This is a genomic window from Thermosyntropha sp. (assembly GCF_017656155.1).
Classification (GTDB): domain Bacteria; phylum Bacillota; class Syntrophomonadia; order Syntrophomonadales; family Syntrophomonadaceae; genus Thermosyntropha.
Window position 1 is genome coordinate 88275 of sequence record NZ_JACDOH010000001.1, and the last position, 11905, is coordinate 100179.

General features: G+C 38.3%; 11 protein-coding genes, 5 tRNA genes and 1 other annotated feature. All 16 genes read left to right on the top strand.

All coding sequences use genetic code 11. The features are described 5' to 3' along the window. Nucleotides 1-26 precede the first annotated feature (26 nt). Nucleotides 27-1133 carry a PIN domain-containing protein gene (locus H0Z36_RS00400; protein ID WP_296862820.1) on the top strand — a complete coding sequence of 369 codons (1107 nt, stop codon included), beginning with the start codon at nt 27-29 and terminating at the stop codon, nt 1131-1133. Next, the gene (gene ispF / locus H0Z36_RS00405; RefSeq protein WP_296862822.1) at nt 1126-2316 is read left to right on the top strand and encodes a 2-C-methyl-D-erythritol 2,4-cyclodiphosphate synthase; all 1191 of its coding nucleotides are present in this window, start codon (nt 1126-1128) and stop codon (nt 2314-2316) included. Before H0Z36_RS00400 ends, ispF begins: the two co-directional genes overlap by 8 nt. A gap of 66 nt (nt 2317-2382) precedes the next feature. Next, nucleotides 2383-3282, top strand: a complete 900-nt coding sequence (locus H0Z36_RS00410) for a DUF1002 domain-containing protein (protein ID WP_296862824.1) — start codon at nt 2383-2385, stop codon at nt 3280-3282. Nucleotides 3283-3347: 65 nt separating this feature from the next. Further along, a complete protein-coding gene (gltX, locus tag H0Z36_RS00415; RefSeq protein ID WP_296862825.1) occupies nt 3348-4799 on the top strand; it encodes a glutamate--tRNA ligase in 1452 nt (483 codons plus the stop codon). 84 nt (nt 4800-4883) lie between these two features. Beyond that, nucleotides 4884-5116, top strand: a binding site (T-box leader). Between the two features lie 102 nt (nt 5117-5218). After that, on the top strand, nt 5219-5950 hold the full coding sequence (cysE, locus tag H0Z36_RS00420) for a serine O-acetyltransferase (RefSeq protein ID WP_296862827.1): 732 nt from the start codon (nt 5219-5221) through the stop codon (nt 5948-5950). Beyond that, nucleotides 5889-7481 (top strand): cysteine--tRNA ligase, encoded by a 1593-nt coding sequence (cysS, locus tag H0Z36_RS00425; RefSeq protein ID WP_296862829.1) that lies wholly within the window; start codon nt 5889-5891, stop codon nt 7479-7481. Before cysE ends, cysS begins: the two co-directional genes overlap by 62 nt. After that, on the top strand, nt 7468-7866 hold the full coding sequence (locus H0Z36_RS00430; protein WP_296862831.1) for a ribonuclease III domain-containing protein: 399 nt from the start codon (nt 7468-7470) through the stop codon (nt 7864-7866). Before cysS ends, H0Z36_RS00430 begins: the two co-directional genes overlap by 14 nt. 32 nt (nt 7867-7898) lie before the next feature. Beyond that, a complete protein-coding gene (gene thyX / locus H0Z36_RS00435; protein WP_296862833.1) occupies nt 7899-8591 on the top strand; it encodes an FAD-dependent thymidylate synthase in 693 nt (230 codons plus the stop codon). Nucleotides 8592-9131: 540 nt separating this feature from the next. Next, nucleotides 9132-9878 (top strand): 23S rRNA (guanosine(2251)-2'-O)-methyltransferase RlmB, encoded by a 747-nt coding sequence (gene rlmB, locus H0Z36_RS00440; protein ID WP_296862835.1) that lies wholly within the window; start codon nt 9132-9134, stop codon nt 9876-9878. Continuing rightward, on the top strand, nt 9879-10394 hold the full coding sequence (locus H0Z36_RS00445; protein ID WP_296862837.1) for an NYN domain-containing protein: 516 nt from the start codon (nt 9879-9881) through the stop codon (nt 10392-10394). It begins immediately after the preceding gene. 228 nt (nt 10395-10622) lie between these two features. Next, nucleotides 10623-11273 carry an RNA polymerase sporulation sigma factor SigH gene (sigH, locus tag H0Z36_RS00450; RefSeq protein WP_296862839.1) on the top strand — a complete coding sequence of 217 codons (651 nt, stop codon included), beginning with the start codon at nt 10623-10625 and terminating at the stop codon, nt 11271-11273. Between the two features lie 62 nt (nt 11274-11335). Further along, nucleotides 11336-11411 (top strand) — tRNA-Thr (locus H0Z36_RS00455). A gap of 32 nt (nt 11412-11443) precedes the next feature. Then, nucleotides 11444-11528 (top strand) — tRNA-Tyr (locus tag H0Z36_RS00460). 7 nt (nt 11529-11535) lie between these two features. Next, a tRNA-Met gene (locus tag H0Z36_RS00465) sits at nt 11536-11611 on the top strand. Between the two features lie 10 nt (nt 11612-11621). Next, nucleotides 11622-11697 (top strand) — tRNA-Thr (locus tag H0Z36_RS00470). A 4-nt stretch (nt 11698-11701) separates the two neighbouring features. Beyond that, nucleotides 11702-11778, top strand: a tRNA-Met gene (locus H0Z36_RS00475). Nucleotides 11779-11905 lie beyond the last annotated feature (127 nt).

The following is an 11905-nucleotide window of genomic DNA, read 5'->3' on the forward strand; positions in this document are numbered from 1 at the left end:
GAAGAATATTATTGGAGGTGAATAATATGACAAAAAAGTTAATTATATCAAAAGGTGCGTTTTTAGTAACTTTTATTATGACTGGTTTTTTAACCTATTTTTTAAAAATGTTTTTTAAGCTGGAATTATATGAACTCCTGATTTCTGGAACTTTGTTTTTTATTTTATCTTTTGTGGGTATGAATAGGTTTTTGCTCTGGATGAAAGAAGGAGTAAAAAGATTAAATAAGATTTTGGAAAATACATCGATAGAAGTAATTTTAGGGGGAGCTGCCGGCCTTATTTTAGGAGGGATAGTAGGTATTTTAAGCAGTTTCCCATTTTCGCTTTTTAAAGGTATAGGAAATTATATTACCCTTTTTGTATTTCTTTTAAGTGGTTATACAGGTTTTAAAATTGGCAGTAGACGGGCACATGATGTAATAAAGCTTTTTTATCCTTCAGGCGATATCAAGCAAAAAACATTGAATAATAAAATGTTTAAAATATTAGATACCAGCGCCATTATTGATGGCAGGATCTACGATGTGTGTTTGACCAATTTTGTTGATGGAACTCTTTTGGTTCCTACTTTTGTTATTGCTGAACTGCAGCATATTGCAGATTCTTCTGATGCTGTGCGTAGAAATAAGGGAAGAAGAGGGCTTGATCTTTTAGCTAAAATGCAAAAACATGAAAAGATAAAAATTGATATAATAGAGACAGATTTTGAAGAGGAGAAAGATGTGGATACCAGGCTTATTCAGCTTTGTAAAAGGCTTGATGCTGCTATAATAACCAATGATTATAACTTAAATAAGGTAGCTGAACTACAGGGAATAAAGGTTTTAAATATTAACGAACTGGCTAATGCGGTAAAACTTATAGTTTATCCTGGAGAAAGCATGCACATAACTGTTATTAAAGAAGGCAAAGAAGAAGGACAGGGAGTTGGTTATCTAGAAGATGGAACGATGGTAGTGGTAGAAGATGCCCAGTATGATATAGGGCATGAGCTTGAAGTAGTGGTTACCAGCGTATTTCAAACCGCTGCCGGCAGAATGATTTTTACCCGTAAGATGAAAGAAGATTCTTTATCTGAAGGATTAGATTATGTAATAGGGGAAACCGAAGAGGTGAATTTATATGGATAATTATGTGAAAGTTATAGTTGCGGCAGCAGGCAGAGGAAGCAGAATGAAGAGCAGTATTAATAAACAGTATATGCTCTTGAAAGGGAAGCCGGTTCTAGCTTATTCGCTTTTTACCCTGGAAAAAATGGGTATAGTCGATGAAATACTAATAGCTGCCCATCCTGATGAAGTTGATTATTGTTATACAAATGTAGTGAAAAGATATGGGTTTAGGAAGGTTAAAAAAATAATAGAAGGCGGAAAAGAAAGACAGGATACGGTAGAGTTAGGGCTTAAGGAATTAAGTGATGATACCGAATTGGTAGCCGTGCACGACGGGGCACGGCCCCTTTTTATGTCTGACCTCTTGGAAAATTTAGTTTACGAGGCTATAAGGTGGGGAGCGGCTGTTCCAGGAATAAGGCTTAAGGATACAGTTAAAATGATAGATGAAGAAAGTTTTGCCTTTAAGACCTTAAACCGGGGAGAGCTTATAGCAGTGCAAACCCCCCAGGTGTTCAGATATAAAGAACTTCTTTATGCTTATATTCAGGCGCGAAAAGACAATTTTTACGGAACTGATGATGCTTCACTTTATGAAAAGTATGTAGGCAAAGTAAAGATTGTTCCCGGAGATGAGAAAAATATAAAAATAACTACTCCTGAAGATATAATTATAGCGCAAAGATTTTTGGAAGAAAAAAAGGGGGAATATAACGGGGCTGTTTGTTATATGCGGGTAGGAAGCGGATATGATGTACATAAGCTTGTAGAAGGAAGGAAGCTTATATTAGGCGGAGTGGAGATACCTTACAGTAAAGGGCTTTTAGGACATTCGGATGCGGATGTTCTTTTGCATGCTGTTTGCGATGCTTTGCTAGGGGCAGCTGGCCTAGGGGATATAGGCAAACATTTTCCTGATACAGATGAAAGATATAAAGGAATAGACAGCCTTGTCCTGCTTAAAGCTGTGGGTGATAAGTTGAGCAAGGGAGGATTTAAAATAATTAATATTGATAGCACAATAGTGGCACAGGAGCCTAAACTGGCTTCCTACATACCAAAAATGCGGGAAAACATTGCTGATGCCTTAAACCTTGACCTTTCCAGAATTAGTGTAAAAGCTACAACTACCGAAGGTTTAGGCTTTGAAGGGCAAAAAGAAGGTATTTCCGCTCAAGCTGTTGCTCTTATCGGGCAGTAAGTTTTAAAAGTTTAATATTTTGCTCTTCCTGGGGAAGAATAAGAAAAAAGCAGGAGGAGCTTTAATATGAAGGAGAAACTGGCTTTAATTACTTTTCTTCTTATTTTAAGTTTGAGCATATTGTGGTTTAATGAAGATAAAGCGGTTATTAACGCCGGCGGAAATGCTGAAGGGATAGTAGTTACTTTAGGAGAGAATCTGACAGAGAGCCAGAAGAGGCAGGTTTTAGATGTTTTTTCAAAGTTTAGAGATTTAAAGGATGTAAAAATAATAACGGTAAGCAATGTAGAGGAAAGGCAGCTTTTAGCCGGTGTGGTTGATGAAAGCCTTATCGGTAGTAGAGCGATTTCTTCCGCTTATGTTGAAGTTATGGAAAAGAGCAATGGAATTGAGGTTAAGACTGAAAATATAACCTCAATTACTCCTTTTATGTATGCCAACGCTTTAGCTACTGCGGGGATAGAAGACTCTAGGGTAATTGTCGCTGCTCCTTTTCCTGTTTCGGGAACTGCTGCTTTAGCAGGAATAATGAAAGCGTTTGAAACTGCCAAAGGGGAAAAACTTTCTCCTGAAGCTAAAAAGACGGCGGCAAAGGAAGCAGCCGAGACTTCCCGGTTGGGAGAAAAAATTGGCAAGGATAATGCTGAAAAGCTTGTGTTTGAGATAAAAAAGAGGGTTTTAGACAAGAATATTTCTGAACCGGAAGAAATAAAGCGGATAATAATAGAGGTCAGCGGTAATTTGAATATAAATTTATCTGAGGCTGATATTGACCGAATAACCCAGCTTATGATTAGATTGCAGAGGCTTGATATAAGCATTAATGACATAGGACAGCAGCTTAAGTTATTAGACCGCAATTTAAAAGACATAAAAGGGTTAACAGGGGAAACTAAGAGTTTCTTGCAAAGAATAATTGAATTTTTAAAAAATATTATTATGAGCATCAAAGAAGCTTTAAGTTAAGGGCTTGTATATATCATTTTGAGGATGATATAATTACCAGATGTTTAAGGGAGGGACATTATATTATGAAGAAGATTAAAGTCAGGTTTGCTCCCAGTCCTACTGGACCTTTACATATAGGGGGAGCCCGTTCTGCTCTTTTTAATTATTTATTTGCGGTAAGCAATAATGGAGAGATGGTTTTAAGGATAGAAGATACTGACCTTGAGAGGTCAAAGCGGGAGTATGAAGAGGAGATTATTGAATCACTTCGTTGGCTGGGCATAAGCTGGACGGAAGGGGTAGATGTTGGAGGAGATAATGGTCCTTACCGGCAAACCGAACGACTTGATATATACCGGGAGTATGTTGAAAAGCTTTTAGAAAAAGGTTTAGCTTATGAGTGTTTCTGCAGTGAAGAAGAGCTGGAAAAAGAGCGGCAGGAGTTTTTGGCTAAAGGAGAAATGGTGCGCTATTCTGGCAAGTGCCGATATCTTACACCAGAAGAAAGGGAAGAAAAAAAGAGGCAGGGGATTAAGCCGGTTATAAGGTTTAAGGTGCCGGAGAATAAGGTCTATGTGGTAAATGACCTGGTAAGAGGAAAAGTTGCCTTTGAAACCAACAATATCGGCGACTTTATTATTGTAAAATCTGACGGAATACCGACTTATAATTTCGCGGTAGTGATTGATGATGCCCTGATGGGAATAACTCATGTGATAAGAGCTGAAGAGCATTTATCCAACACTCCGCGCCAACTTATGCTTTATGAAGCTTTGAATTTCAAAGTTCCGGAATTTGCACATATATCGCTTATATTAGGCAGCGACCGGCAGAAGATGAGCAAGAGACATGGGGCTACTTCGCTTATTCAGTACCGGGAAAAGGGTTATCTGCCGCAGGCCATGTATAACTTTTTAGCACTTTTAGGCTGGTCTCCGGAAGGAGAAGAAGAGATACTTATTCCGGAAGCCATAAATAAAGCTTTTTCGTTGGAAAGGGTATCTAAAAGCCCGGCAGTTTTTGATTTGGATAAGCTTAACCATATAAACCAGCAGCATATAAAGATGCTTGACTTAGATAGCCTTAAAGATCTTCTTAAGCCTTATCTTGATAAATCGGCGTACAGTGCAAAGGTGGCTGAATTGAGTCCTGAAAAATATGAGCTTTTAGTTTTGGCCTTGCGTGATTATCTGGTTTGTTTAAGCGATATTGTGGAACATGCATCTTTAGTTTTTGAAGATATAGAATATGAAGAAGGAGCCTTGGAGATTTTAAGAGGCGAAGGAGTCCGTGAGGTTTTAGACGAGTTTATAAATGGGTATCCGGAAACTGAAGAGGTAGGGGAAATTAAGCAGCATCTTAAAAGCATAACCAAGAAATTAAAGCTTAAACCTAAAAATGTTTTTATGCCTCTGCGCTGTGCTTTAACAGGAAAAACCCATGGCCCCGATCTGCCTTATCTTATAAGTATATGGGGAAAAGATGAGGTAGAGAGAAGGATAAATGTAACGAAGGATAAGATGTTAGGAATATAAAAGAATGGATTTTTAAAATAAAAATTATGTAGATTGACAGGTTAAGCCTGACCTGTATAAAATTAAAACACAATGATATAATTAATAAATGCAAAGAACGGGAAGAGTAGGCAGCGATCGCTGACAGAGAGAAAAGGTCACCGGCTGAGAGCCTTTTCCAGTATGAAGCTGTTGAAAGTGCGCCCGGGAGCAGGTATGCCGAAATTTAAGTAGGCATATCCGGTTTAAACCGTTATATTTAGCTTGAGGGAGATGCTTTTTGGAAGCATCTAACAAGAGTGGAACCGCGGAAAGCCTAGTGGCCTTTCGTCTCTTATGGGGCGAAAGGCTTTTTGAATTATAAAGGGGTGATGTATATGGGGTGTAGCCTGAAAGAAGATGATTTTATCTGAAGAATAAAGAAATAAGGAGGAAAGTTTATGCTTAGATTTTTCAGGCTTTTAAGAGAAGAAATTCAGGTTATTTTCGATAGAGATCCGGCTGCTAAGAGTGTGTGGGAGATAATTTTCTGCTATCCCGGTTTTCATGCAGTTATATTTCATAGGATAGCCCATTTTTTCTATCAGAGAAAACTTTACTTTATTGCCCGTTTAATATCTCATATAAGCCGATTTCTTACCGGAATTGAAATACATCCTGGAGCTAAGATAGGGAAAGGTTTTTTTATCGACCATGGAAGTGGGGTAGTTATAGGTGAAACTACGGAGATTGGGAATAATGTTACTATATATCAGGGAGTTACCCTAGGAGGTACCGGCAAAGAAAAGGGAAAAAGGCATCCTACTATTGGAAATAATGTTACAATAAGTGCAGGAGCGAAAGTTTTGGGGTCTTTTACCGTAGGGGATAATGTTAAGATAGGTGCAGGATCAGTAGTTTTAAAGAGTGTTCCCCCAAACTGCACGGTAGTAGGTGTTCCGGGAAGAATTGTAATCCGGGATGGGGTTAAGGTTGAAAACAGCAAAGTGGAAATTGATTTGGAACATCATATGTTGCCTGATCCGATAGAAGAAACTTTGAGTGCCATGCAGGCTAAGATTGCTGAATTAGAAAGAAGATTAGCCAGATATGAAGAGGAGGCTTTATTAAATGCAGATTTACAACACGCAAAGTCGGCAAAAGGAAGAACTGATTCCGCTAAATCCGCCTGATATAAAGATGTATGTGTGCGGGCCTACCACTTATAATCTGATTCATTTGGGGAATGCCCGCCCCATAGTTTTTTTTGATACGGTAAGGAAATATCTGGAGTATCGAGGTTATAAGGTTAAGTATGTTCAAAATTTTACCGATGTTGATGATAAAATTATAAATCGGGCTAAAGAAGAAGGGGAAGATCCTCTGAAATTAGCGGCCAGATATATAGAAGAGTATTTTAAAGACGCGGACAGGCTGGGAGTAAGAAGAGCTGATGTCCACCCTAAAGTAAGCGAACACATGGATGACATCATAAAGGCTATTGAAAGGCTTATTGCTAAAGGCTTTGCTTATGTGGTAGATGGTGATGTTTATTACCGGGTGAAGGCTTTCCCTGAATACGGGAAACTTTCCGGACGAAGTCTTGAAGAAATGCTTTCAGGAGCCAGGATAGAAGTAGATGAGCGCAAAGAAGACCCAGCAGATTTTGCTTTGTGGAAAGCGGCCAAGCCGGGCGAGCCTTACTGGGAAAGTCCATGGGGAAAAGGAAGACCCGGCTGGCATATTGAATGTTCTGTAATGTCTATTAAGTATTTGGGAGAAACTATTGATATTCATGGTGGAGGAAATGACCTTATTTTTCCCCATCATGAAAATGAACTGGCTCAAGCTGAAGCTTTGACTGGAAAGCCTTTTGTCCGCTACTGGATGCATAATGGTTTTATTACGGTAAATGATGAAAAGATGTCTAAGTCCTTGGGAAATTTCTTTATTTTGCGCGAAATACTGGAAAAATTTGCTCCTGATGTGGTACGCTTTTATTTGATAAGCGTACATTACCGCAGTCCTTTAGATTTTGATGACAGCAAATTAGAAGAGGCTAAAAAGGCTTTATCACGCCTTAAAAATACCCGCTTGCTGGCAGAGGAGTTTATCTATGGAGAGGAAAATGAAGTTTTATTGAATGAGGATGAGGATTCCTTTTTACAGAGTATAAGAGATAAAGAAAATGAGTTTGTTGCGGCAATGGATGATGATTTCAATACTGCTCGGGCGATAGGATATCTTTTTGAGATGTCTCATTTAATTAACAGTTATATAGCAGAAGCGGAGAAGAGCAGTAAAGTAGATAGAGCAAGAGTAGAAAAGGCTTTGCGAATTTTTAATAACTTAGGAGATATATTGGGTATTTTTATTGAAGATCAGAAAAAAGAAGACAGATATTTTGATGATGTAGTTGAAATAATCCTTGACGTTCGGCAGATGCTGAGAAAAGAAAAACAGTTTGCTTTAGCAGACTATCTGCGTGACTCTATTAAAGAGATGGGCTTAATTATTGAAGATACTCCGGAAAAAAGTAGGGTGAAGAAAGAAGGCACCCCGGCTTTTGAAGATTTAATGGCCCGAATTTTAGGTCTTAGGAGTGAGCTGAAGAAAAATAAAGATTATGTAAAGGCAGATTACATCAGAGATAAACTTAAGGAGAAAAATATAATTATCGAAGATACTAGGGAAGGAGTAAGGTGGAGATTTGCGGATTCATGAAAGCATAGATGAAAATCTTTTACGGGAATACTCAGCGGTGGTTTTGGCTTACATTGGTGATGCAGTATTTGAACTAATGGTAAGAACCCATGTGGTGGCCAAAGGCAACCGCAAAGTAAAAGATATTCATCATGCAACAGTGGAAAAAGTTAAGGCGGAAAGCCAGGCTAAAGTTATAAGACAGATATTTGATGAGCTTACTGATGAAGAAAAAGATATTGTTATTCGGGGAAGAAATGCTAAAACTACTCCCCCCAAGCATTCTGACCCGGGTGATTATAAAATGAGTACAGGATTTGAAGCTCTTTTAGGCTACCTGTATTTAAAGGGTGATGAAGAAAGGCTTAATTATTTGTTTAAAAGGGCTTTAGATTCAGAAGGATAGTTTTGAGTTTTATAAAAAAGAGGGAGGATATTATGCATATTATAAAACCGCAGGTTTTAGTTCCTAAAGAAGAACTAAACCGTGGTAAAATGGTTTTTTTGGAGAGATGTGCCCGAATATGCTATAAATCCGAAGATAAAATAGAAGAAGAATTTAGTCCGCGTTTTATGCGGAGTATATTGAGCAGGGGCCATGAATCGGTTATAGAGCATGAAAAGGTTACGGTTATGTTCGTGGTAGACCGGGGAATAAGCCATGAAATAGTAAGGCATCGTATAGGAAGCTACAGTCAGGAATCTACACGTTACTGCAATTATTCTAGAGAAAAATTTGGGCAGGAGATAACAGTTATTGAACCTTATTTTCTTTTGGGCAAAGAGGCTTATAAAGATTGGGAAAGAGCATGTTTGGCGGCTGAGAAAAGCTATTTTGACATGCTTGGAAAAGGGTGTTCGCCTCAAGAGGCCCGTTCTGTTCTGCCTACCTGCCTTAAGACAGAGATCGCTGTAACTTATAATCTGCGGGAATGGAGGCATTTTTTTAAACTGCGTTGTGCTCAAGTTGCCCATCCCCAGATGCGGCAGGTAGCGATTCCGCTTTTACTTTTGTTTAGAGAGAACTTTCCGATATTGTTTGAGGATATAGACTATGATGCTGATTTTCCCGTCAAGCACTATGCAGAGATAGTTTTAACCGATTATCTTTTTAACCCTCTGCCACTTTAGATTGATATTGAGAATGGATATAATAAAAGGTTAAAATTATATAGAAAAAGGCCGAAAATATTTTTAAGAGAAAAATAATCCCCTTCAGCCACGGCATGAAGGGGATTATCTTTTAATTGAGCCCCCTCGAATATGCTTGCTTTGTGCAACCTTCTGTATTAATTCTGAACCTTCTCTCGCGCGATTGACTTTTTTTATTTTTAAACTCCCTTTTTGTTCAAATATTTTCTTCTAAAATTTGCGAATACCCGTTTTGAAGGTGTGGATAAGCAAATATCAATAGGAATATTAGCCTTAAGTATGAAAACACAAAGTTACCATATACTTGTAAGCAAGGTAGAGAGATGTGTATAATTAACTAAATTTTGATAAAGAGAAGACGGAAAACTAATTTTTTAAAAAGTATCTAAATTCAGTAAGGGGAAAATCGGAAACAGCTTTAGTCAGATGATAATTTTTTTAAGGTATATAATTCTCTGCAGATAAAAGACTAAAGTTATGCACAAGACTATTATATATTGCTTATGGAGGAGGCAATTGATGAAAGAGAAGATAGCTGGCATTAATACTGTTATGGAAGCAATTAAAGGGGGAAGGCGCAAGGTTTATAAGGTTTTTATCCAGGAAGGTCGGGGAGGTAGAAAGATAGAAGATTTAGTAAAACTGGCTCAAGCCAGAGGAATTTTTATCCAGTATGTTGAAAAACAAAAACTCGATAAAATGTCCCCTTCAAAAAATCATCAGGGAATAATCGCACAAATAGAAGATTATCCTTACAACAGCGTTGAAGAAATCCTGGAGTATGCCGTAATAAAAGGGGAAGAACCTTTTTTGGTTTTACTTGATGGAATTGAAGATCCTCAGAATATGGGAGCAATAGTAAGAACAGCTGAATGTGCGGGGGTGCATGGAGTAGTTATACCCCGGCATAATTCAGTTAAAATTACCGAGGCAGTAGTTAGGGCTTCCGCAGGAGCAGTTGAACATATGCGAATAGCCAAAGAAACTAATCTGGTAAATGTTATAAAATTTTTAAAAAAACAAGGGTTCTGGATAGTTGGAGCAGATGCTAATGGTGATAGAAATTATTTTGACCTGGATTATCCTGTTCCTTTAGCACTGGTGATAGGAAGCGAAGGAGAAGGAATGCGCAGGCTAGTAAAAGAGAATTGCGATATTCTGGTTAAGATACCGATGAAGGGGAATATAAATTCCCTGAACGCTTCAGTCGCTGCTGGATTAATAATGTATGAAGTGGTAAGACAGCGAAATATGGTGGAGAGATAAATGGGGAAAATATTAATTGTTGACGGCTATAATATAATATACTGCTGGCCAGAGCTTAGAAAAATGGCAAAGGTTTCCTTGGAAGAAGCCCGGGACAATTTAATTTCTGTAATGGCTGATTATGCAGGTTTTATTTCTGAAAAAATAGTTATAGTTTTTGATGCTGGAATGACTCCTGATGGGGCTACTTTGGAAAAGCTTCCTCCCAATATCGAAGTGATTTTTTCAGGGAAAAATGAGACGGCAGATCAATTTATAGAAAGAATGGTTTTTAAGAAAGAATGGGGAGAAGACACTGAGATTTTTGTGGCAACGTCGGACTACGCTGAACAAACTATGGTTTTTGGCAAAGGAGCATATCGCATTTCGGCTTCTGAATTAAGAGAGGAAGTTAAAAAGGCGAAAAAAGAGGCAAAAAAAATAATAAAGAATAATAAGGGAAAATGGAGAATTTATTCTGGTCTTGACGATGAGGTTTTAGCTAAACTGGAAAGAATGAGACGGATAGATAAATAAAAAAGACTATTTTTAGGGTATTTATGAAGTTTTTGGTAATTTTTTAAAGCAGAATGACCGTTTGGGTTTTACAAACCCTGTAAACAGGGAAGGTGAATGTCGAAAGAGGCCGATATGTCTAACATCTGTTTTCTTGACTAGGTGCGAAGGGAATGGCTATAATTACAGTATCCTTAGTTAAGAAGGAACTTTTTTCTGTATTAATAAACATACGTTGGGGGCGATTGAATGGCCAATTCTATCGCTGAAAGAGAAGCTTATTTTACATATTTGGATATGTCTGACGAAGAGGTAGTGGAATTAGCCCAGGAGGGAGATCAGTGCGCGGTAGATTTTTTAGTTGACAAGTATAAGAACTTTGTTAGAGCCAAGGCACGTTCTTATTTTTTGATCGGGGCAGATAAGGAAGATATAATTCAGGAAGGCATGATAGGTCTTTTTAAAGCAATAAGGGATTATAAACAGGATAAGCTGACTTCTTTCAGAGCATTCGCTGAGCTTTGCATTACCAGACAGATAATTACCGCTATAAAAACTGCCACCCGGCAAAAACACATTCCGCTCAATTCTTATGTGTCCCTAAATAAGCCTATTTATGATGAGGAATCTGATCGGACCCTTATGGATATACTTTCAACGGCGAAGGTTACTAATCCGGAAGATATAGTAATAAGCCAGGAAGAGTTTGTTTTTATTGAGAAGAAAATGGGTGAGTTGTTAAGCTCACTGGAATGGAAAGTTCTAATGGCTTATTTAGAAGGCAAATCATATCAGGAAATAGCAGAAGAGCTACAAAGACATGTAAAGTCTATCGATAATGCATTACAACGGGTAAAGAGAAAACTTGAAAAATATTTGGAAGAACGTAGAAACGAATGAAAAAATATCTGAAAATATGTCTTGACATTAAGGCAAGTAGGATATAAAATATTACTTGCTGAGCCGAGCTAGCTCAATTGGTAGAGCAGCTGACTTGTAATCAGCAGGTTGCGGGTTCGAGTCCTGTGCTCGGCTCCATTGAAGAATTAAAATAAAATAAATATTGACATGGAGGGATACCCAAGTGGCCAAAGGGGGCAGACTGTAAATCTGTTGGCTCAGCCTTCGAAGGTTCGAATCCTTCTCCCTCCACCATTTGCGACGCGGGATGGAGCAGTTGGTAGCTCGTCGGGCTCATAACCCGAAGGTTGCAGGTTCAAATCCTGCTCCCGCAACCATGAATATTAAGCCCATATAGCTCAGTCGGCAGAGCGCATCCTTGGTAAGGATGAGGTCACCGGTTCAAGTCCGGTTATGGGCTCCATTTTGGCGGCGTAGCTCAGCTGGCTAGAGCATACGGTTCATACCCGTAGGGTCAGGGGTTCGAATCCCTTCGCCGCTACCATAGATAAGCAGTTAAGGAGTGAGATTTTTCTCACTTCTTTTATTTTATAAGGAAATTCTTTTATTTTATGATTAAATTGGTTAAAATATTAACTGGCAGCAGAAAAAACTGCAAAAGCAATGTGAAA